This is a genomic window from Stenotrophomonas sp. Y6, assembly GCF_022436665.1.
GTDB classification, from domain to species: Bacteria; Pseudomonadota; Gammaproteobacteria; order Xanthomonadales; family Xanthomonadaceae; genus Stenotrophomonas; species Stenotrophomonas acidaminiphila_A.
Map to the genome: position 1 here is coordinate 280,575 of NZ_JAKUKB010000003.1, position 21,654 is coordinate 302,228.

The 21,654-nt window shown below is 70.1% G+C and carries 21 protein-coding genes; 11 read left to right on the forward strand and 10 right to left on the reverse strand.

Annotation, left to right across the window (positions count from 1 at the left end; translation table 11 throughout):
• Positions 1 to 48 precede the first annotated feature (48 nt).
• The 10 genes from MKP15_RS04730 to asnS all read right to left on the reverse strand — a co-directional run bounded on the left by MKP15_RS04730 (position 49) and on the right by asnS (position 9,145).
• Positions 49 to 735, reverse strand: a complete 687-nt coding sequence (locus tag MKP15_RS04730) for a DUF2461 domain-containing protein (protein WP_104939053.1) — start codon at positions 733 to 735, stop codon at positions 49 to 51.
• Positions 732 to 2,174, reverse strand: a complete 1,443-nt coding sequence (gene sbcB / locus MKP15_RS04735) for an exodeoxyribonuclease I (RefSeq protein ID WP_240211957.1) — start codon at positions 2,172 to 2,174, stop codon at positions 732 to 734. Before sbcB ends, MKP15_RS04730 begins: the two co-directional genes overlap by 4 nt.
• A gap of 85 nt (positions 2,175 to 2,259) precedes the next feature.
• Positions 2,260 to 3,633, reverse strand: a complete 1,374-nt coding sequence (locus MKP15_RS04740; protein WP_240211958.1) for an NAD(P)/FAD-dependent oxidoreductase — start codon at positions 3,631 to 3,633, stop codon at positions 2,260 to 2,262.
• An 18-nt stretch (positions 3,634 to 3,651) separates the two neighbouring features.
• Positions 3,652 to 4,926 (reverse strand): kynureninase, encoded by a 1,275-nt coding sequence (gene kynU, locus MKP15_RS04745; RefSeq protein WP_104939050.1) that lies wholly within the window; start codon positions 4,924 to 4,926, stop codon positions 3,652 to 3,654.
• 115 nt (positions 4,927 to 5,041) lie between these two features.
• Entirely contained in the window at positions 5,042 to 5,560 is a 519-nt protein-coding gene (locus MKP15_RS04750; protein WP_161614065.1) for a 3-hydroxyanthranilate 3,4-dioxygenase, read from the reverse strand.
• 16 nt (positions 5,561 to 5,576) lie between these two features.
• On the reverse strand, positions 5,577 to 6,239 hold the full coding sequence (can, locus tag MKP15_RS04755) for a carbonate dehydratase (protein ID WP_104939048.1): 663 nt from the start codon (positions 6,237 to 6,239) through the stop codon (positions 5,577 to 5,579).
• Positions 6,240 to 6,306: 67 nt separating this feature from the next.
• Positions 6,307 to 7,017 carry an FMN-binding negative transcriptional regulator gene (locus MKP15_RS04760; RefSeq protein ID WP_240211959.1) on the reverse strand — a complete coding sequence of 237 codons (711 nt, stop codon included), beginning with the start codon at positions 7,015 to 7,017 and terminating at the stop codon, positions 6,307 to 6,309.
• 7 nt (positions 7,018 to 7,024) lie between these two features.
• Complete coding sequence (locus MKP15_RS04765) at positions 7,025 to 7,339, reverse strand: hypothetical protein (RefSeq protein WP_240211960.1); 315 nt, start codon at positions 7,337 to 7,339, stop codon at positions 7,025 to 7,027.
• Complete coding sequence (locus MKP15_RS04770) at positions 7,336 to 7,641, reverse strand: hypothetical protein (protein WP_240211961.1); 306 nt, start codon at positions 7,639 to 7,641, stop codon at positions 7,336 to 7,338. Before MKP15_RS04770 ends, MKP15_RS04765 begins: the two co-directional genes overlap by 4 nt.
• Positions 7,642 to 7,750: 109 nt before the next feature.
• Complete coding sequence (asnS, locus tag MKP15_RS04775; protein WP_161614068.1) at positions 7,751 to 9,145, reverse strand: asparagine--tRNA ligase; 1,395 nt, start codon at positions 9,143 to 9,145, stop codon at positions 7,751 to 7,753.
• 145 nt (positions 9,146 to 9,290) lie between these two features.
• On the opposite strand from asnS, the gene MKP15_RS04780 reads away from it, so the two are divergent.
• The 11 genes from MKP15_RS04780 (at position 9,291) to mtnA (ending at position 21,641) form a co-directional block, all read left to right on the forward strand.
• Positions 9,291 to 9,629, forward strand: a complete 339-nt coding sequence (locus MKP15_RS04780) for an iron-sulfur cluster assembly accessory protein (protein ID WP_104939043.1) — start codon at positions 9,291 to 9,293, stop codon at positions 9,627 to 9,629.
• Positions 9,630 to 9,879: 250 nt separating this feature from the next.
• Entirely contained in the window at positions 9,880 to 10,311 is a 432-nt protein-coding gene (rpsF, locus tag MKP15_RS04785; RefSeq protein WP_104939042.1) for a 30S ribosomal protein S6, read from the forward strand.
• Positions 10,312 to 10,322: 11 nt separating this feature from the next.
• On the forward strand, positions 10,323 to 10,553 hold the full coding sequence (rpsR, locus tag MKP15_RS04790; RefSeq protein WP_054666474.1) for a 30S ribosomal protein S18: 231 nt from the start codon (positions 10,323 to 10,325) through the stop codon (positions 10,551 to 10,553).
• Between the two features lie 162 nt (positions 10,554 to 10,715).
• Positions 10,716 to 11,165 carry a 50S ribosomal protein L9 gene (rplI, locus tag MKP15_RS04795; RefSeq protein WP_104939041.1) on the forward strand — a complete coding sequence of 150 codons (450 nt, stop codon included), beginning with the start codon at positions 10,716 to 10,718 and terminating at the stop codon, positions 11,163 to 11,165.
• A gap of 223 nt (positions 11,166 to 11,388) precedes the next feature.
• Positions 11,389 to 14,892 (forward strand): chromosome segregation protein SMC, encoded by a 3,504-nt coding sequence (smc, locus tag MKP15_RS04800; protein ID WP_240211962.1) that lies wholly within the window; start codon positions 11,389 to 11,391, stop codon positions 14,890 to 14,892.
• A gap of 46 nt (positions 14,893 to 14,938) precedes the next feature.
• Positions 14,939 to 15,673, forward strand: a complete 735-nt coding sequence (gene zipA, locus MKP15_RS04805) for a cell division protein ZipA (protein WP_161614071.1) — start codon at positions 14,939 to 14,941, stop codon at positions 15,671 to 15,673.
• A gap of 107 nt (positions 15,674 to 15,780) precedes the next feature.
• On the forward strand, positions 15,781 to 18,261 hold the full coding sequence (ligA, locus tag MKP15_RS04810) for an NAD-dependent DNA ligase LigA (RefSeq protein WP_240211963.1): 2,481 nt from the start codon (positions 15,781 to 15,783) through the stop codon (positions 18,259 to 18,261).
• Positions 18,258 to 18,734, forward strand: a complete 477-nt coding sequence (locus MKP15_RS04815; RefSeq protein WP_161614073.1) for a GNAT family N-acetyltransferase — start codon at positions 18,258 to 18,260, stop codon at positions 18,732 to 18,734. Before ligA ends, MKP15_RS04815 begins: the two co-directional genes overlap by 4 nt.
• Positions 18,731 to 19,675, forward strand: coding sequence for an EF-P lysine aminoacylase EpmA (epmA, locus tag MKP15_RS04820; RefSeq protein WP_240211964.1), 945 nt, complete (start codon positions 18,731 to 18,733; stop codon positions 19,673 to 19,675). Before MKP15_RS04815 ends, epmA begins: the two co-directional genes overlap by 4 nt.
• Before the next feature lie 183 nt (positions 19,676 to 19,858).
• Positions 19,859 to 20,554 (forward strand): DUF3011 domain-containing protein, encoded by a 696-nt coding sequence (locus MKP15_RS04825; protein WP_240211965.1) that lies wholly within the window; start codon positions 19,859 to 19,861, stop codon positions 20,552 to 20,554.
• Between the two features lie 22 nt (positions 20,555 to 20,576).
• Positions 20,577 to 21,641 (forward strand): S-methyl-5-thioribose-1-phosphate isomerase, encoded by a 1,065-nt coding sequence (gene mtnA / locus MKP15_RS04830; RefSeq protein WP_240211966.1) that lies wholly within the window; start codon positions 20,577 to 20,579, stop codon positions 21,639 to 21,641.
• The last annotated feature ends 13 nt before the right edge of the window (positions 21,642 to 21,654 follow it).

Below are 21,654 nucleotides of genomic sequence, written 5' to 3' on the forward strand. Positions count from 1 at the left end.
GCTAGGGTGCCGCAAATCCACCGGCGTGGCGTGAATCCCGGTGCGCGGTCAGAACTCCAGGTCCAGCGCCGCGCACAGGTAGTCGACGAACGGCCCCAGCGCGGCGAGGTCGGCGGCGAGGGTCTGGCGCAGGCGCGGGCCGGTCATCACCGTGTCGTCCAGCGGGCGCCACAGCACCCAGTTGCGGTGCTTGAGGTCGTCGATGAACGCGAAATCGGCGGGAAAGCCACGCGGCGCGCGCACCAGTTTCTCGCTGGTCTCGAATGCATAGCGGCGGCGCGTGGCCGGCGCGTGCGCGGCGGCGCTCCAGCTGCCGGGGTTGTCGAAGATGAACTGGCGGATGCGGCGCTGCGTATCCGGCTCCGGGTGCCAGATGCCGGCACCCACGAAGCTCTCGCCCGGTGCCAGGTGGATGTAATACGACGGCGCCGGCACCTGCTTGCGGCGCTCGTGGAACAGGCGCGCCCCCTGCCAGGTCTTGTACGGCGTCTTGTCGCTGGAGAAGCGCGAGTCGCGGTAGATGCGGAACAGCGAGCCGCCGACGGTGCGCGGGTCGGCGCGGAAATGCGTGCTGACCTGCGCCAGGTCCGGCTGCAGGTCGGCGATCAGGCGCAGGAACGGCTGCCGCACGTGCTCCTCGTACTCGTGCTTGTGCTCGGCGAACCACGGCTTCTCGTTGTGGCGGGCGAGCCCGCGCAGGAAGGTGAAACTGGCGTCGCTGAAGTATCGGCTCATAGCGATTGCTGCAGGTTCTGGCCCCACTGGTCCAGTGCATCGAGCAGGGCCAGCGCGGCGGGGTTGTCGTGGTGTTCGGTGCGCAGGGTAAGCACCTGCGCGAAGTAATCGGGCAGGGTCTGTTCGCCGAGCCCGGGGCTGTCCAGCAGGCGCTGGCGGCGATAGCGGTTCCAGCGCGTGCGCTCGCCGGGGTCCAGGGTCTGCGGGTGGTTGCGCGCGCGATAGCGGAACAACAGCTCCGGCAGGCGCGGGTCGCGGAAGCTGGCGGCCATCTGCGCCAGCGCCTCGGGCGGGCAGGCGCGCACGCGCGCCAGCTGCGCGCGGTCACCCTCGGCCAGGAAGCCGTCGTACAGCGCGCCATCGGGATCGGGCGGGCCCTCGGCCGGGCGCTCGCGGGCGAATACCCGGCGCACCTTCTCGGCCAGCGCCGGGCCATGCGCGCGCAGCTGCGCGGCGCGCACCTCGGTCGCCGCCGGGTCGATGCCCAGCCGCTCGAAATCGGGCGCGCGCAGATGGTTCCAGGCCACCAGTGCCGGCACCTTGTTCAGGTGCACTTCCTTGAGCGGAATGCGCTGCTGGCCCTCGGGCAGGTCGGCGGTGCGGGTGTACAGCCGCTGCGTGATCTCCTCCACCGACAGGTCGAGCAGCATCTGCGGATCGGCGTCCAGGTCGAACACGATCACCCGGTTGCCGATGTGCGGGTGAGTGGCCAGCGGCAGCACCGGCGCCGCGCACAGGCGGCTGGCGGGGTAGCGCATCGAGATGTGCAGCGCCGGCTGCATCGCCACCACGTCCAGCAGGCCGGCGACGAAGCGCTTGTCGCGCAGCTTCAGCGCGTAGTCCCACATGCGCGGCTGCGCGCGGCGGAACGCGCGGGCCATGCCGATGGTGGCGTACACGTCGGACAGCGCCTCGTGCGCATCGCCCTGGCGCACGCCGTTGGCGAGCGCCAGATGTTCCAGCTTGAACGAGGTGGCGCCGTCCTCGCGCCGTGGCCAGTGGATGCCGTCGGGGCGCAGCGCGTGTACCAGCCGCAGCATGTCCAGCAGGTCCCAGCGCGAATTGCCGCCGCGCCACTCGCGCTCATAGGGGTCGAAGAAGTTGCGGAACAGGCCGTGGCGGACGAACTCGTCGTCGAAGCGCAGGGTGTTGTAGCCCAGCGTGCAGGTCTGCGGGCGCGCCATCAGTTCGTTGATGCGCGCGAATGCCTCGGCCTCGCTCACGCCCTCGGCCAATGCACGCTGCGGGGTGATGCCGGTGATCAGGGTGGCGACCGGCGAGGGCAGCAGGTCGTCGGCCGGCCTGACGAAGAAGCTCGCCGGTTCCTCCACCACCTGCAGCTGCGCGTCGGTACGCACCGCGGCGAACTGCGCGATGCGGGTGCGGCGCGGGTCCTGGCCGAAGGTTTCGAGGTCGTAGAACAGGAAGGTCTCGGGCATGGGGCTTACCGTCGGGCTGCCGCGCCCGCCGGGCGTGGCGGCGGTGGCGTCCCCTGGCGAATGCGGCGCTGCGGGGCAGGGATCATCAGTGCGCGCCCTCCAGCACCGGCAACTGCGCGTGGATGGTCTTTTCCAGCGCGGACCAGTCGATGCCGGCCAGGCTGGCATGGCCGGCGGTGGCCTCGGCCAGGATCCGCTGCTGCAGCCGGGTGCGTTCCAGCGCCAGCGCGTAGGGCGTGTGCAGGAAGGTCACCATGGTGTAATGCGGCACGAAGCGCGTGGGCCAGCGCCGCTGCAGTTCCTGTTCCAGCTCGCGCTGCAGCAGGAAAGCCGGATCGGCGACGCGGTCGCGCATCTCCAGGTAGTTGTCCAGCGCCATCTGCTGGATCGCCGCGGCGTTGGGCTTGCGCTCGGCCTCGAACGCGGCGAACGCCCGGGCGCTGTCCGGGTGCGTTTCCAGCAGCTCGGCCAGCGCCACGCAGTCCTCGAAGGCGCAGTTCATGCCCTGGCCGTGGAACGGCACCATCGCGTGCGCGGCGTCGCCCAGCAGCACCGCCTTGCCGCCGAGGTGCCAGCGTTCCAGGTACAGGGTGCCGAGCAGGCCCGGTGGGTGCTGCTCCCAGTCGCGGCGCAGGTGCGGGATCAGCGGCAGCGCATCGGCGAACTCGCGCGCGAACAGCGCCTCGGCCTCGGCGCCGCTGCGCACGCTGGAAAACCCGGGGTCGCCTTCATTGGGCAGGAACAGGGTGACGGTGAAGGTGCCTTCGTCGTTGGGCAGGGCAATGCACATGTAGCGGCCGCGCGGCCAGATGTGCAGGGCGTTGGCCTCGATCTGGAAGCTGCCATCGGCCCCGGGCGGGATCTCCAGCTCCTTGTAGGAGTGGTCCAGGAACTCGGTGCGTTCGCCCAGCGGCGACTTGCGGTTCATCGCCGCGCGCAGCGCCGAACCGGCGCCGTCGGCACCGACCAGCGGAGTGTCGAAGTGGATGTCGTGCGGGCTGTCGTCGCGGTCGTCGATGAAGCGCGCATAGCCGGCATCGAAGTCCACCGTGTGCAGGCGATGGTGGAAATGGAAGCGTGCGCCGGCGTCCTCGGCCAGCTGCAGCAGGGTGACGTTGAGGTCCTTGCGGTGCACCGACCAGATCACTTCGCTGTCGTCGCGGCCGTAGCGCTGCAGTTGCGGCGGGGCGCCGTCGCGCGAATGCACCATGCGCCCGCGCATCATCACCGTGCGCGCCATCACCGCGTCCTCCACGCCGGCGCGGCGCAGCGCGTTGCGCCCGCGCTCGGCCAGCGCCAGGTTGATCGACCGGCCACTTTCATAGTCGGCCACCCGCGGATCGCCGCGGCGTTCGTAGACGGTGACGCGCCAGCCGCGGCGCGAGAGCAGGATCGCCAGCAGGGAGCCGGCCAGGCCGGCGCCGATCAGGGTCAGGTGACGCGGGGGGGAAGCGTTCAAGTCATTGTTTCCGGGGAATCAGGGGCCGGCCCATGCCTCCACTTCCTCGACGAAGCGCAGCACGTCGCGGTAGCGGTTGTACATCGGGGTCGGGGAAATGCGGATCACGTCGGGTTCGCGCCAGTCGCCGAGCACGCCGACCGACTGCAGGTATTCGAACAGCGAGCGTCCCTGTTCGCGCCCGCCGGCCACGCGCAGCGACAGCTGGCAGCCGCGCCGCGCCGGCTCGGCGGGGGTGATGATCTGCAGCACGTTGGGCAGGCGCGCGCGGACCAGGGTCTCCAGGTAGCCGGTCAGGCGCAGCGACTTGGCCCGCAGCGCCTGCATGCCGGCCTGGTCGAACAGCTCCAGCGACGCGCGCAGCGGCGCCAGGCCGAGCACCGGCGGGTTGCTCAGCTGCCAGCCTTCGGCACCGGCTTCGGGCACGAACTCCGGCGCCATGCGGAAGCGCGTGGCCTGCTCGTGGCCCCACCAGCCGGCGAAGCGCGGCAGCGTGGTGTCGTGGGCGTGGCGTTCATGCACGAAGCAGCCGGCGACCGCGCCCGGGCCGCCATTGAGGTACTTGTAGTGGCACCACACCGCGAAATCGGGGGCGACCTCATGCAGCGCCAGCGGCACGTTGCCGACCGAGTGCGCGAGGTCGAAGCCGATGTTGGCGCCATGCGCGCGTGCCAGCCGGGTAATCGCCTCCAGGTCGAATGCCTGCCCGGTGCGGTACTGCACGCCGGGCCACAGCACCAGCGCCACGCGCCGGCCATGCTCGGCCATCGCCTGCTCGATCGCGGCCATCGACAGCGTGCCATCGGCTTCGTCCGGGCGGACTTCGATCAGGTCGGTGGCCGGGTCGAAACCGTGGAAGCGGATCTGCGCCTCGACCGCGTGGCGGTCGGTGGGGAACGCGCCGGCTTCCATCAGGATCGCCGGGCGCTCGCGGGTAGGCCGGTAGAAGCTGACCATCATCAGGTGCAGGTTCACGCTCAGCGTGTTCATGGCCACCACTTCCAGCGGCTGCGCGCCGACCACGCGGGCCAGCTGGTCGCGCACCAGGCGGTGGTAGTTCATCCAGTGGGTCGGGCCGGTGAAGTGGCCCTCGACGGCGATGCGCGCCCACAGGTCCATGACCTCCTGCACCATCGCCTGTGCGCCGCGCGGCTGCAGGCCGAGCGAATTGCCGACGAAGTAGGCCTGGTCGGCGCCCTGGTGCTGCGGGAACAGGAACTGGCCACGCAGGTGGCGCAGCGGATCGGCGGCATCGAGCGCAGTGGCATGGGCCGGGGACAGGCGTTCGTTCATCGGGGCGCGTGCATTGAAAACGTGCCCGCAGTGTACCGCCCGCTCGCGGCACGCGGTTGCCACCGGGGCCGCGGCCAGGCGCCCGCGCCTGGTCGTGGTGGCTGCCGGGCGCGGCTCAGTCCTGCGCGGCCGGCAGCGGATGCACCGTGCCGCAGGCCGCGCAGGTTCGATGCGCCAGCGAGGAGTGGAAGCGGTCGAACACCTTGGGCAGGTCGGTTTCGATGTTGCCCAGGTGGAAGAACTCCTCGTACAGCTTGTGGTTGCAGTGCTCGCAGTGCCAGGCCACGCCGTCGAGCTCGTGCGGCAGGCGCTTGCGCTCGACCACCAGGCCGATGCCGCCGGGCGGGCGCCGCGGCGAATGCGGCACCCGTGGCGGCAGCAGGAAGATCTCGCCGGCACGGATCGGGATGTCGCGCACCCGGCCGTCTTCCTGCACCTTCAGCACCATCTCGCCCTCGAGCTGGTAGAACCACTCCGGGCCTTCGTCGTAGTGAAAGTCGGTGCGCGCGTTGGGGCCGCCGACCACCATGACGATGAAGTCGCCGTTGTCGATCATCCGGTTGCCCACCGGTGGCTTGAGCAGGTGGCGGTTGTCCTCGATCCAGGCGTGCAGGTTGATCGGCGCGGCGAGCATGGTCGGTTCCTGTGGCTCAGTCGCGCCGGCCCTGGCGCGGTACGAAGGCCAGGGCGTTTTCGTAGGCCTGCTTGAGGTCTTCGGCCGCGCCCACGTCGATGCCCATCTCGCTGACGCGTCCGTCCTTCAGGCTGTAGACCCAGCCGTGCACCATCAGCTTCTGGCCGCGGGCCCAGGCATCCTGGACGATGGTCGAGCGGCACAGGTTGGCGACCTGCTCGATCACGTTCAGCTCGCACAGGCGCGCATGCCTGAGCTCGTCGTCCTCGATCGCGTCCAGGATCGCCGCGTGCTTCTGCACCACGTCACCGACATGGCGCAGCCAGTTGTCGGCCAAGCCGACGCGGGTGTTGTGCAGGCAGGCATGCACGCCGCCGCAGCCGTAGTGGCCGACGATCAGGATGTGCTTCACCTTCAGCTGGTCCACCGCGTACTGGACCACGCTCAGGCAGTTCAGGTCGCTGTGCGCCACCACGTTGGCCACGTTGCGGTGCACGAATACCTCGCCCGGCGCCATGCCGATGATCTGGTTGGCCGGCACGCGCGAGTCGGAGCAGCCGATCCACAGGTATTCGGGGTGCTGCTGCTTGGACAGCTGCTGGAAGAAATCGGGATCCTCGCGGGCGATGCGGTCGGCCCATTCGCGGTTGTTCTGCAGCAGCTTGCGGATGTCTTTCATTTCGGGTGTTCCTGACGTTGAGGGGTGGAAGGCGCGGCGGTGGCCGCGTCGTCGGGAAACGGGGCGTTCAGTGGCCCGCGGCGGCCTGTTCGCGGTAGCGGCGCATCCACTGCGCCAGCTCCCGGGAAGCGGGGCCTGGCAGCCGTTCCAGCGCGGAGATCACCGCCTGCTGGTTGGCGTCCGGTTGGTTCTGGCTCAGTTTCAGCTTGATCTGGACCTGCTCGACCTGGAAGCGGAAGCCGACGATGCCGCGCAGCTGGCGGCGCTGTTCGTCGCGCTCCGGTGCGAAGCGCCACTCCTGGCCGACGCCGGCCTCGAAGCGCGCGCTGAGCGCGCCGACCAGTGCGGCCAGCGCGTCCTCGCCGTCGAAGGGTTGCAGGCGTCCGCGCAGTTCGGCGCTGGCGTAGTTCCAGGTCGGCACGCGCGCGGCCGCTTCCTGGTGCGCACCCCGTCCAAGGGATGCGCCCTCCGGGCCAGCCTGCGGCTGTCCAGCGCCGTTCCCGACGGCGTTGTCCGGATACCAGCTCGCCGACACGTAGCCGTGCGGGCCATCGACCAGCACCTTGGCCGCGCCGGCATGGCGCGCCTGCGGGTTCGCCCGGGCCCAGTGGCCTAGCAGTTCGATGCGTTCGCCGTCGCGCCGGTACAGTACCGGCAATCGGGTCAGTTCGGGCAGGCCGTCGGCGCCGGTGGTCAGCACGGTGACGAACGGATCGCGCTCCAGCAGGCGGTCCAGCCAGACCAGATCATGCTCGGCGAAGGCGCGTGGGGTGAACATCGGCCGCTCAGGCGCGCCCGCCCAGCGACTGCACCATGCGTCCGCGCAGCTCGGCGTCGCTGCCGGCCTGCGGTGGCTGCACTTCGTGCAGCGAGAAGCCGCGCGCCAGCGCGTCCTCCTCGTCCAGCCCGTCCCAGGCGACGAACTCGGCGTCGAACAGTTGCGCGCGCGCGGTGTCCTCGCTGTCGTAGCTCAGGGTATTGCCGTCGCTGTCCAGCACCTCGGCGGTGCCGGCCGGGCGCACGCGCAGGCGCGCCCATACCAGGGTGGTGCCGAGGCTGGCCAGCCACCACTGGTCGGTGCAGGTGTCGATGTCGTTCATTTCAGTCCCAGGGAATAGAGCCAAAGCAGTCCGGCCATGCCCAGCCCGGCCCAGATCACCCACATCGCGATCCGCGCCGGGGTGGCCAGGCCGCTGAGCGCGCGGTCGTCGAGCGCGCGGTAGGCGCCGCCGACCAGCCAGCGCAGTGCCTTGCCGTCGAGGAAGGCGAAATCGCCGAAGCCGGCGGCGACCGCCGGGTGGCGGTCACGGACATGCACCAAGGTGAGCGGCCAGAAGATCAGGAACGCGCTGAAGCCGGCGATGGCCACGCCGACGAAGCACAGGGCGAGGAAGAGCGTCATGGCAGGAGTGAGTGAAAAGGAGTGAGAAGTGAGAAACAGCGGCTGCTGCCCACTGCCGGGAGGTCTGCTTTTTTCTCTCTTCTCACTTCTGTTTCCTCACTTCTGCTCCTCAGAATTCCGCCGAGCCCGGCGCGCGCGGGTAGGGGATCGCATCGCGGATGTTGGACAGGCCGCAGACGTAGACCACCAGCCGCTCGAAGCCCAGGCCGAAGCCGGCGTGCGGCACCGAGCCGTAGCGGCGGAAATCGCGGTACCACTGGTAGTGCTCCGGATCCAGGCCGAACTGCGCCATGCGCGCGTCGAGGATGTCCAGGCGCTCCTCGCGCTGGCTGCCGCCGATGATCTCGCCGATGCCCGGGGCCAGCACGTCCATCGCCGCGACGGTCCTGCCGTCGTCGTTCAGGCGCATGTAGAAGGCCTTGATGTGCTCGGGGTAGTTGGTCACCACCACCGGGCGGCCGACATGCTCCTCGGTCAGCCAGCGCTCGTGCTCGGTCTGCAGGTCCAGGCCCCACTCGACCGGGTAGTCGAACTTCCTGCCCGACTTCTGCAGCAGGCTGACCGCATCGGTGTACTCGATGCGCTCGAACGGCGCGTTGACGAACGTCTCCAGGCGGGTGATGGCGTCCTTCTGCACGCGCTCGGCGATGAAGGCCATGTCGTCGGCGCGCTCGTCGAGCACCGCGCGGAACAGGTACTTCAGGAAGTCCTCGGCCACGCGCGCGTCCTCGGCCAGGTCGGCAAAGGCGATCTCCGGCTCCACCATCCAGAATTCGGCCAGGTGGCGGGTGGTGTGGCTGTTCTCGGCGCGGAAGGTCGGGCCGAAGGTGTAGACCTTGCTCAGCGCCAGGCAGTAGGCCTCGACGTTGAGCTGGCCGGACACGGTCAGGAAGGTTTCCTTGCCGAAGAAGTCGCGGCTGAAATCGATGCCGCCGTTCTCGCCGCGCGGCAGGTTGGCCAGGTCCAGGGTCGAGACGCGGAACATCTGCCCGGCGCCCTCGGCGTCGGAGGTGGTGATGATCGGCGTGCTGATCCAGTAGTAGCCGTTCTCGTGGAAGTAGCGGTGCACGGCCTTGGCCAGGCAGTCACGGATGCGGGTGACCGCGCCGAACAGGTTGGTGCGCGGGCGCAGGTGCGCCACTTCGCGCAGGAACTCCGGTGACATCGGCTTGGGCTGGATCGGGTAGGTCAGCGGGTCCTCGACCCAGCCGACGATCTCCAGGTTTTCGCCCTGGATCTCGAAGCTCTGGCCCTTGCCCTGCGACTTGACCAGCTTGCCGGTGGCGATGACCGAGCAGCCCGGGGTCAGGCGCTTGATGTCGTCGAAGTTGGCCAGCGCGTCGGTGGCCACGACCTGGATCGGGGCGAAGCCGGAGCCGTCGCTGACATTGACGAAGGCCAGCCCGTTGGAGGCACGGACCGTGCGAACCCAACCGCGAACCGTGACTTCTCCGCCTTCCGGGATCTTCCCGGCCAGGGCGTGCGCAACGCTGACCACCGTCATGACTTGAATCCTCTGCTGATCGACTCGATCTATGAACGCGGAATTCTAGCGGCTGCGCGGCCGGACAGGCGAGGGATCCGCCATCCGGGGCCGGTACAGCCGGGTTTTCCTATAATTGCCCCGCAATCCCCGGAGTCGCTTGCCCATGGCCATCCACCTCACCCCTGTCGCCTTTGCCCGCGTGCAGCGCTTCGTCGCGCAGACCCCCGGCGCGCTGGGCCTGCGTTTCGGCGTGACCCGCACCGGCTGTTCGGGCTGGGGCCATACCACCGACCTGGCCCGTGAGCAGCGCGAGGACGACACGGTGTTCGAGCAGGACGGCGTGCGCATCTTCGTCGACGCCGAGAGCCTGGCCCTGGTGGACGGCACCGAGATCGATTACGGCAAGCAGGGCCTGAGCGAGACCTTTTTGTTCAGGAATCCGAACGCCACCGCCGAGTGCGGGTGCGGCGAGAGCTTCACCACCGACGCCGACAAGGCCTGATCCGGCGTTCCCTCCGGTTGCCGGGTCCAGGCGGCTGCCGGCCGCGGCCCGGGCATGTCCATGGTCAGGCGGGCAGGGCCGGGCGGCACCCGGTTCAGGTTGTCCGGTGGCCGCTCGATTGCCCGGCCACCCCATCTGCGCCATAATGCGCGGCTTCCTGCCTTCCGGGGCGGGAGTCCTTGCCCCACCGCGGTCTCAACGGCGGGGGGCTGTCCGGCCCGAGAGGGCTACATCCGAAAGGTAGAAAAACATGAGTCGTCATTACGAAGTCGTGTTCCTGGTCCACCCGGACCAGAGCGAACAGGTCCCGGCCATGGTCGAGCGCTACAAGGCGCTGGTCGAGGGCGGCAACGGCAAGATCCACCGCCTGGAAGACTGGGGCCGCCGCCAGCTGGCTTACCCGATCCAGAACCTGGTCAAGGCCCACTATGTTCTGATGAACATCGAAGCCGACCAGTCGGTGATGAACGAACTGACCGAAAGCTTCCGTTTCAACGACGCCGTGCTGCGCAACCTGGTCATCAAGCGTGACGAGGCCGAGACCGAGCAGTCGCTGATCATGAAGAGCAAGGATGAGAAGGGCGACAAGCCCGAGCGTGGCGAGCGCCGTCGTCGTGACGACGAAGAAGCTGCCAATTCCAACAATGAAGAAGCCGGCGACGACGCCGCCTCTGCCGAATAAGGAGTCAGCTCATGTCCAAGTTCTTCCGTCGCCGCAAGTTCTGCAAGTTCACGGCTGAAGGTGTGAAGGAGATCGACTACAAGGATCTCAACACCCTGCGCCAGTACCTGACCGAGAACGGCAAGATCGTGCCGAGCCGCGTCACCGGCACCAAGTCCAAGTACCAGCGTCAGCTGTCCACGGCGGTCAAGCGCGCCCGTTTCCTGGCGCTGATCCCGTACACGGACAACCACGACGTCTGAGTGCAGAAGTGAGTGCGGCGCATGCGCCGTAGAAGTGAGGAGTGAGATGTTTTCTCTCGCTTCTCACTCCTCTTGACTCACTCCTGACCCCACCCGTCCATTCGGACAGCAAGCGTTGCGGTGTCCTGCGGGGCATCGCTAACGAATAACGGAGCAAGAAAAATGAAGCTGATTCTGCTGCAGAAGGTGACCAACCTGGGCAACCTGGGCGACCTGGTCGACGTGAAGCCGGGCTACGGCCGCAACTTCCTGGTGCCGCACGGCAAGGCCGTGCCGGCCACCGAAGCCAACGTTGCCGCCTTCGAAGCCAAGCGCGCCGAGTACGAAGCCAAGGCCAAGGCGTCGCATGACGAAGCCGAAGCCCGCGCCGCCAAGTTCGCCGACGCCAGCGTCACCATCGGTGCGCATGCCTCGACCGAAGGCAAGCTGTACGGCTCGGTCGGCCCGCGCGACATCGCCGAGGCCTTCACCGCCGCCGGCCTGCCGCTGGAGAAGAGCGAAGTCATCCTCGGCGAGGGCGCTTTCCGTGCCGTCGGCGAGTACGACGTGCTGATCAAGCTGCACGCCGACGTGGAAGCCACCGTCAAGGTCATCGTCGAAGCCGACGCCTGATCCCTGCGGTTCACGTTGTACCCGGAACGGGCGCCGCAAGGCGCCCGTTCTTTTTTTGTCCGGTCGCGCGCGGCCCGGCCGCGGCCGGCCCCGGGCTGCCCGGGCCCCGCGCCACGGTGGAAGAGGGGCTTATACTCCCCGCAGACTGCTGTTCCCAAGCCCCGATTCCCCGCAGAACCCACGGTGCCGCCCCCCGGCCCGGCACTGGAACCTTGCCTGCCCCATGCGTCTATCCACGATCAAGCTCTCCGGTTTCAAGTCGTTCGTCGATCCCACGACGCTGCACCTGCCGACCAACATGACCGGCGTGGTCGGGCCCAACGGCTGCGGCAAGTCCAACATCATCGACGCGGTGCGCTGGGTGATGGGCGAGAGCTCGGCCAGCCGCCTGCGTGGTGACTCGCTGACCGACGTGATTTTCTCCGGCTCGGCTGGGCGCAAGCCGGTGTCGCAGGCCACGGTCGAGCTGATCTTCGACAACACCGACCACACCATCGCCGGCGAATACGCCTCGTTCAACGAGATCTCGGTCAAGCGCACGGTCAGCCGCGACGGCAGCAGCAACTACTACCTCAACGGCACCAAGTGCCGGCGCCGCGACATCACCGACCTGTTCCTCGGTACCGGCCTGGGCCCGCGCAGTTACTCGATCATCGAGCAGGGCATGATCAGCCAGATCATCGAGGCGCGCCCGGAAGACCTGCGCGTGTATCTGGAAGAGGCCGCCGGCATCTCCAAGTACAAGGAACGCCGCAAGGAAACCGAGACCCGCATCCGCCACACCCGCGAGAACCTGGACCGCCTGAACGACCTGCGCGAGGAGATCGGCAAGCAGCTCGAACACCTGCGCCGGCAGGCGCGCCAGGCCGAGCAGTACCAGGCGCTGCAGGAAGAGCGCCGGGTCAAGGACGCCGAATGGAAGGCGCTGGAATACCGCGGGCTGGACGGCCGCCTGGGCGGGCTGCGTGAAGCGCTGGCGCGCGAGGAGACCCGGCTGCAGCAGCTGGTGGCCGAGCAGCGCGAAGCCGAGAGCCGGATCGAGACCGGGCGCGTGCGCCGCGAGGAGGCCGCCGAAACCCTGTCCCGGGCGCAGGCCGACGTCTACCAGGTCGGCAGCACCCTGGCGCGGCTGGAACAGCAGATCCAGCACCAGCGCGAGATGGCGCAGCGCCTGCACAAGGCGCGCGACGAGACCCGCCAGGCCTTGGCCGAGCTGGGCCAGCACATCAGTGGCGACGAAGCCCGGCTGGCGGTGCTGCGCGAGGCGGTGGAGAACGCCGAGCCGCAGCTGGAGCAGCTGCAGGAAGAGAACGAATTCCGCCAGGAAGGACTGCGCGAAGCCGAGGCCGCGCTGCACGACTGGCAGCAGCGCTGGGAAGCGCACAACCGCAACACCTCCGAGGCCACCCGCTCGGGCGAGGTGGAGCGCACCCGTGTCGATTACCTCGACCGGCAGATACTGGAAGCCGATCGCCGCCGCGAAGCGCTGCTGGCCGAGCGCGCCGGGCTCGACGTCGAGGCCCTGGCCGAGGCGTTCGAGCAGCTGCAGCTGCAGCACGAATCGCAGGCCACCGTGCTCGATGAGCTGAACGAGCAGGTAGAGCTGCGCAGGGAAAGCGCGGCGGCACTGCAGGAACGGCAGCGCGCCAGCCAGGCCGAACTGGCCGAGGTGCGCAAGCAGGCGCAGGCCGCGCGCGGCCGCCTGTCTTCGCTGGAAACCCTGCAGCAGGCCGCGCTCGGCCAGGAGCAGGGCGCGGCGGTGGCCTGGCTGAAGGCGCAGGGGTTGGATTCGGCCGCGCGCGTGGGCGAGCGCATCACCGTCGAGAGCGGCTGGGAAAACGCGGTGGAAAGCGCGTTGGGCCAGTTGATCGAAGGCGTGCTGGTCGATGCGCCCGAAGCACTGGTCGATGCACTGGGCGAGCTGGGCGAGGGCCGCATCGCGCTGGTGGCTGATGCCGCGGGCGATGCGGATTTCGCGCCGACCTCGCTGGCCGCGCGGGTGCAGGGGCCACTGGCGATCCGCCGCCTGCTGGCGCGCCTGCATGGCGCCGAGGACCTGGCCGCGGCGCGCGCGCTGCAGCAACGCCTGGGCGAGGGCGACTCGGTCATCACCCGCAATGGCGAGCGCCTGGGCGAGGGCTGGGTGCGGGTGTCGCGGCAGGGGGCGGCCAAGCAGGGCGCGCTGCTGCGCGAGCGCGAGATCGTCACCCTGCGCGGGCAGATCGAGGAACTGCAGGAGCGCGAGGGCGGGCTCGAACGCCAGCTCGGCGCGTTCCGCGAGCAGCTGCTGGCCGCCGAGCAGCAGCGCGAGGAAGCGCAGCGGGCGTTGTACCAGGCGCATCGCAGTGCGTCCGAACTGGCCGGGCAGGTGCAGAGCCAGCGCGGCCGGCTGGAGTCGGCGCGCACCCGCATCGAGCGCATCGAGACCGAGCTTGCGCAGCTGCTGGAAGCGCTGGACGCCAGCCGCGAGCAGGCTGGCGAGGCGCGCGTGCGGCTGGAGGACGCGGTTTCCAGCATGGGCGACCTGGAAACCACGCGGCAGGCGCTGGAGGGCGAACGCCGCCAGCTGACCGAGGCCCGCGACCTGGCCCGCGACGCCGCGCGCAACGTGCGCGACAGCATGCATGCGCTGGCGCTGACGCTGGAGTCACAACGCGCGCAGATCGCCTCGCTGTCGCAGTCGCTCGAGCGCATGAGCACCCAGCGCGGACAGCTGGACTCGCGCCTGGGCGAGCTGCATTCGCAGCTGGACCAGGGCGACACGCCGGTGCAGGCGCTGGAGGCCGAACACCAGAACGCGCTGGCCGAGCGCGTGCGCGTGGACCGGGTGCTGGCCGAGGCGCGCGCGCAGCTGGACGGCATCGACGCCGAACTGCGCACGCTGGAGCAGACCCGCCACCAGCGCGACGAACAGGCGCTGGCGCAGCGCGAGCGCATTTCCCAGCGAAAGCTCGACCAGCAGGCGCTGGTGCTCAGCGCCGAGCAGCTGCAGGCGGCGGTGGAGAAGGCCGGCTTCGTGCTGGAGGACGTGGTCAACGCCCTGCCGGAGGACGCGCGCATCGGCGAATGGGAGCAGGCGGTGCAGCAGATCGACGCGCGCATGCGCCGGTTGGAGCCGGTCAACCTGGCCGCCATCCACGAGTACGGCGAGGCCTCGCAGCGCTCGGAGTACCTGGAATCGCAGCACGTGGACCTGACCACCGCGCTGGAGACGCTGGAAGAGGCGATCCGCAAGATCGACCGCGAGACCCGCGGCCGCTTCAAGGACACCTTCGACCGCGTCAACGCCGGCGTGCAGGCGCTGTATCCGCGCCTGTTCGGCGGTGGCCACGCCTACCTGGAGCTGACCGGCGAGGACCTGCTCGATACCGGCGTGACCATCATGGCGCGCCCGCCCGGCAAGCGCGTGTCCAGCATTTCGCTGCTGTCCGGTGGCGAGAAGGCGATGACCGCGGTGGCGCTGGTGTTCGCCATCTTCCAGCTCAACCCGGCGCCGTTCTGCCTGCTGGACGAGGTGGACGCGCCGCTGGACGAGGCCAACGTCGGCCGCCTGGCCAACATGGTCAAGGAAATGAGCGAGAAGGTGCAGTTCCTGTTCGTCAGCCACAACAAGGCGACGATGGAGGCCGCGCACCAGCTCTCCGGCGTCACCATGCGCGAGCCGGGCGTCAGCCGCCTAGTCAGCGTGGACCTGGAGGAAGCGGCGCGTTTGGCGGGCGCGGCCTGACGTGCCATGCTAGTTACCTGAACGAACCAGCCGGAGAACCTATCGAATGTCCGACACGGCACTGTTGCGTATCGGCATCCTTGCCGCCGGGCTGCTGCTGATCGCGGCGATCCTCCTGTTCGGGCGGCCGCGGAAGCCGGCGCAGGGCAAGCGCCGCGAACCGGCCGAAAGTGGCGAGCGGCCGCGGCGTGAGCCGGTGCTGGCGGCAGGCGAGGAGGGCGCCGACGCGGTCGCCGTGCCCGAGGCGGGCCAGGAGGCCGCCCAGCAGGAGCTGGGGCTGCCGGACGTGGACGCGCCGGGCAGCGAACTGGGCAAGCGCGCGACCCAGGATTTCGACAAGATCGTCTCGCTGTACGTGGCCGCGCGCGCCGGGTTGTCGCTGCGCGGCGAGGACATCGTGGTCGCCGCCGAAAAGACCGGGCTGGTGTTCGGCTACATGAACGTGTTCCACCGCATGGTCGAAGGCCACCCCGAGCGCGGGCCGATCTTCAGCATGGCCAGCATCATGAAGCCGGGCAGTTTCGACATGGCCCACATCCGCGAGATGGAAACCCCGGCCATCGCCTTCTTCCTGACCCTGCCGGCGCCGATGACCGCGCTCGACGCCTGGGAAAAGATGCTGCCCACCGTGCAGCGTATGGCCGAGCTGCTGGACGGCGTGGTCCTGGACGACAGCCGCAACGCGCTGGGGCGCCAGCGCATCGCCCACATCCGCGACGAACTGCGCGCCTACGACCGCCAGCACCAGGCGCCACCGCTGACCAAGCCGCCGCGCTGGTGAGCGCGCCGCGCTGACCACGGCAAGGGGGCGTCGCATGCGGCGCCCCTTGCTGTTTGCGCGGCCGGCCACACGCGTTGCATGCACCCGTGCGCGGGTAAAATCCGGGCATGACTTCCGAAGCCACCGCCCGCCGCCGCATCGCCGAACTCCGCCAGCAGCTGGCCACGGCCGCGCAGGCCTACCACGAGCATGACGAGCAGCTGATTCCCGATGCCGATTACGACCGGCTGCTGCGCGAACTGGAAGCGCTGGAGGCGGCCCATCCGCAGCTGGACAGCGCCGATTCCCCGACCCACCAGATCGGCGGCAGGCCGTCCTCGCGCTTTCCCGAGGTGGTGCACGCAATGCCGATGCTGTCGCTGGGCAATGCCTTCAGCGACGAGGAAGTGCGCGACTTCGTGCGCCGCATCGACGAGCGCCTGCAGCGCCGCACGCTGCTGTTCTCGGCCGAGCCCAAGCTTGATGGCCTGGCGATCAGCCTGCGCTACGAGGACGGCGTGTTCGTGCAGGGCGCGACCCGCGGCGACGGCAGCCGCGGCGAGGACGTCACCGCCAACCTGCGCCAGATCAAGGTGATCCCGGCCCGGCTCGAAGGCGCGGGCTGGCCGGCGGTGCTGGAGGTGCGAGGCGAGGTCTACATGCCGCGCGCCGATTTCGAGAAATACAACGAGCAGGCGCGGCTGCACGGCGGCAAGGTGCTGGCCAACCCGCGCAACGGCGCCGCCGGCTCGCTGCGCCAGCTCGATCCGCGGGTGAGCGCGCAGCGGCCGCTGAGTTTCTATGCCTACGGCACCGGCGAGGTCGAGGGCGGCGAGCTGCCGCCCACCCATTCGGCGACGCTGGCGCGGCTGGCGCAGTGGGGCTTCCCGGTGAGCGACCTGTGCCGGGTGGTCGAGGGTGTCGATGGACTGCTGGACTACTACCGCGACATCGGCGCGCGCCGCGACGGGCTGGCATTCGACATCGACGGCGTGGTCTACAAGCTCGACGACCGCGACGGCCAGCGCGAGATGGGCTTCGTCGCCCGCGCGCCGCGCTGGGCCATCGCCCACAAATTTCCGGCGCAGGAGCAGACCACCACGGTCGAGGCGATCGAGATCCAGATCGGCCGCACCGGCGCGGCCACGCCGGTGGCGCGCCTGCAGCCGGTGCAGGTGGCCGGGGTGACCGTCACCAACGCCACCCTGCACAACGCCGACCAGATCGCGCGGCTGGACGTGCGCGTGGGCGACAGCGTCATCGTGCGCCGCGCCGGCGACGTGATCCCCGAAGTGGTCAGCGTCATCCCCGGGCGCCGCCCGCCCGGCGCGCTGCCGTGGACGATGCCGGCGGCGTGCCCGGTATGTGGCGCCGAGATCGTGCGCGAGGAGGGCGCGGCGGTGTGGCGCTGCTCGGGCGAGCTGAGCTGCCCGGCGCAGCGCAAGGAGGCCATCGCCCATTTCGCCTCGCGCCGCGCGATGGACATCGACGGGCTCGGCGACAGGTACATCGAAATCCTGGTCGACGCCGGCATCGTGCGCGGCGTGGCCGATCTCTACCGCCTGCAGCGCGACACCCTGCTGCTGCTCAAGCTGGCGCTGGACGCGGCCGACCCCTCGGCGCTGGCCAACGGCATCGCCCCGCACCTGCCGGCCGAGGGCAGCGGCGAGTGGCTCAAGGCGCTGCTGCGCCTGGACGGCACCGATCCGCGGTGGCGCGCGCAGGCCCTGGCATTGCCGGCACGCTTCGAGTGGAACCCGAAGAAGATCGCCACCCGCTGGGCCGACAACCTGATCGCGGCCATCGACGCCAGCCGCACCACCACGCTGGAGCGGCTGCTGTTCGCGCTGGGCATCGAGCATGTCGGCGAGAGCACCGCCAAGGCGCTGGCGCAGTGGTTCGGCGACCTGGAACTGATCCGCCAGCTGCCGTGGCCGCTGTTCAAGCGGGTGCCCGATATCGGCGGCGAGGTGGCGCGCTCGCTGGGCCATTTCTTCGAGCAGGAAGGCAACCAGCAGGCGATCGACGCGCTGCTGCAGGTCGGGCGCGTGCGCATCGGCGATACCCACCTGCCGTCGCCGCGGCTGCGCGAAGGGCTGGACCTAGCGCAGCTGCTGGTCGAGGCCGAGATACCGGGCATCACCCGGCTGCGTGCGGAGAAGCTGGTGGCGGCGCTGCCGTCGGCGCAGCAGATCCTGGACGCCGAGCCGCAGCACCTGCTTGCCGCCGGGCTGCCCGAGGACACCGCGCACGGCCTGGCGCAATGGCTGGACAGCGACAACCACGGGCAGCTGCTGCTCAGGGGCGAGGCGCAGATGCGGCGCCTGCTGGAACTGGCCCCGGAGGCGGCCGCGCAGCCGGCCGGGCCGCTGGACGGCCAGACCGTGGTGCTGACCGGTACGCTGTCGGCGCTGACCCGCGACGCCGCCAAGGCCCGTCTGGAAGCGCTGGGCGCCAAGGTCGCCGGCAGCGTTTCGAAGAAGACCGCCTTCGTGGTTGCCGGCAGCGAGGCCGGCTCCAAACTGGACAAGGCCACCGAACTGGGCGTGGAGGTGTGGGACGAACCGCGCCTGCTCGCCTTCCTCACCGAACACGGACAACACCCATGAACCTGCGTTTCCGCCTCGCCACGCCCGAGGATTTCCCGCGCCTGCTCGCCATGGTGCGGGCGTTCTATGCCGAGGACCAGATCGCCTACGACGCGGCGCTGGTCGAGCCCGGCCTGCGCACCCTGCTGGCCGAGCCGGCCTGCGGCGCGGCCCTGCTGCTGGAGGGCGACGACGTGGCCGAGGCCGGCTACATCACCCTGGGCTGGTGCTTCAGCGTGGAGCAGGGCGGTCGCTTCGTGCTGCTGGACGAGCTGTACCTGGCCCCCGCCGCGCGGGGCCGCGGCTGGGGGCGGCAGGCGCTGGCGCTGGCGCGCGACTGGGCGATCGTCGAGGGCGCCAGCGTGATGCGGCTGGAAGTGAACCACCACAACGCCAGGGCCAGGGCGTTGTACCTGTCGGCCGGCTACCGCGACGACCAGCGCGACATCCTGACCCTGCCGCTGGCGGTGTCGCCGACGGGCCTGCATCCGTGATCGAGGCGCTGCAGCGGCGCGCGCGCCTGAACGCGCTGATCCGCGATTTCTTCGCGCGCCGCGGGGTGCTGGAGGTGGAAACGCCGATCCTGTCCGCGGCCGGCAACACCGAGCCGAACATCGACGGTTTCCAGACCCGCTTCAGCGGCCACGTCGACGCCGGCTCGCCGCTGCGCTGGCTGCGCACCTCGCCCGAGTACCCGCTCAAGCGGCTGCTCGCCGCCGGCGTCGGCGACTGCTATGAGCTCGGCCGGGTGTTCCGCAACGGCGAGGCCGGCGGCCGCCACAACCCCGAATTCACCATGCTCGAGTGGTATCGCGTCGGCTGGGACCACCATCGCCTGATCGAGGAGACGGTGGCGCTGGTGCGCGAGGCGCTGGCGATGGTCGGGCGCGAGGCGGCGCTGCAGGTACTGAGCTACCGCGAACTGTTCGTCGGCACGCTCGGCGTGGACCCGTTCAGCGCCGACGAGGCGCAGCTGCGCGCGCCGTTGGCCGGCGTCGGCCTCACTGCCGGCGGCCTCACCCGCGACGACTGGCTGGACCTGCTGATGACCCATCGCATCCAGCCTTGCTTTCCCGCCGACCGCATCACCGTGGTCCACGATTGGCCGGCGACGCAGGCCGCGCTGGCCCGCATCCGCCCCGGGCAGCCGCCGCTGGCCGAGCGCTTCGAGCTGTACCTGGGCGCGGTGGAGCTGGCCAACGGCTACCACGAGCTGAACGATGCGGTGGAGCAGCGCCAGCGCTTCCAGCGCGACCTGGCGGTACGCGCCGCGCGCGGTGACGTGCAGCCGCCGCTGGATGATCGGTTCCTGGCCGCGTTGCCGGCCCTGCCGCATTGCGCCGGCGTGGCGGTGGGCGTGGACCGGCTGTTGATGGCGCTGGCCGGAACCGGCCGCATCGCCGACGTGCTGGCCTTCGATTTCGCCCACGCCTGAGCGCGCGGCCGGCGCGGCAGCGCCCCCGGCATGCGGGCATTGCACGCGCGCGTGCCCGGTTGCCGGTGCCGTGCCCGCTGCGCGCATGTATTGCCTGCGCACCGCCGATGATGCTCTGATCACGCCTGCGGGCGCAGTGTGTGTGCCGGCGGAGTCCATCCGATTGCAGCGCGGGAAGGTCTGATGAAGGGTGTGTGCGGCCTGTTGCCAGCACTGTGGCTGTTGCCGATGCCAGCCATGGCGGGGCCCGACGACACGGCGCCAGCGCCGGCGCAGGTGGTGCGTTGCGAATCGGAAGATGGCGTGCGCCAGCGCTGCGCGATGGATGTCTCGCGTGGCGTGCAGCTGGTGCGCCAGCTGTCCACCCAGAGCTGCATCCGCGAGACCAGCTGGGGCGTGGACGAGCGCGGGATCTGGGTCAGCCGCGGCTGCCGCGCCGAGTTCGCGCCCGAACAACCGGCGCCCGGGCAACGCCTGGTGCGGCGCATGGTCCGCTGTGAATCCAAGGGCCGCACCGTGACCTGCCCGGTGCTGCTGCGTGGCGCGCCGGTACGCCTGATCCGCCAGCAGTCGCTGCTGCCCTGCAGGGAAGGGCGTACCTGGGGATACGGGCGCAACGAGATCTGGGTGAGCCGTGGCTGCGAGGGGCAGTTCGAGGTCGGTGCCGAGGATGGCTCCGGATTCGTCGACGTCCCGCGCCAGGTCATCTGCGAGTCGAAGAGCGAGATGCGCCGCGAGTGCGGAGTAAGCGTGGAGCGCAAGGTCACGCTGGTCAGGCAGTTGTCCAACGCGGCCTGCGAGGAAGGACGCAGCTGGGGCTGGGACCGCGCCGGCATCTGGGTGGACAAGGGCTGCCGCGCCGAGTTTTCCGCCGATTGACGGCGGCCCGTACAATGGCGCGATGAACGACAACCACGCCATCGACTACGCCCGTTACGACCACATCCGCCCGATCCGCTGGACCGGCGACGCCTTGGAGCTGCTGGACCAGCGCAGACTGCCGTTCGTCGTCGAGCACGTGCTGTGCGGCGACAGTGATGCGGTCGCCGCCGCCATCCATGCGCTCACCGTGCGTGGCGCGCCGGCGATCGGCATCGCCGCGGCCTGGGGCGTGGTGCTGGCCGCGCGCGAGGTCGATGCCGGCGATGGCGCCGCCGCGCTGCAGGCGCTGGAACCGGCGATGGCGCGGCTCAATGCCGCGCGCCCGACCGCGGTCAACCTGGCGTGGGCGCTGGCGCGCATGCGCCGCGCACTGGCCGCGGCCGGCAGCGACTGGCGGCAGGTGCTGGCGCTGGAGGCGCAGGCGATCGCCGACGAGGACCTGGCCGCCAACCGGCACATGGGCGAGCGCGGGGCGGCCCTGATCGCGCCCGGCAGCGGCGTGCTGACCCACTGCAACACCGGCTCGCTGGCCACCGCCGGCTTCGGCACCGCGTTGGGCGTGATCCGCGCGGGCGTGGCCCAGGGGCGCATCGCCCGGGTGTTCGCCGGCGAGACCCGGCCGTGGCTGCAGGGCGCGCGCCTGACGGTGTGGGAGCTGCAGCAGGACGGCATCGATGCCACCCTGGTCGCCGACTCGGCGGCGTCGCACCTGATGAAGACCGGCGCGGTGCAGTGGGTGGTGGTCGGCGCCGACCGCATCTGCGCCAACGGCGACACCGCCAACAAGATCGGCACCTACCAGCTGGCCATCGCCGCGCGCCACCACGGGGTCAAGTTCATGGTGGTGGCGCCGTCCTCGACCGTGGACATGGGCACCGCCCATGGCGATGCGATCGAGATCGAGCAGCGCGACCCGGGCGAACTGTTCGGGGTCGGCGGCGTGCGCACCGTGGCCGAGGGCATCCAGGCCTGGAACCCGGTGTTCGACGTGACCCCGGGCAGCCTGATCGACGCCATCGTGACCGAGAAGGGCGTGATCCTGGACCCCGACAGCGCGGCCATGCGCGCGGCGTTCGGCGGCTGACCCCGGGGCTGGC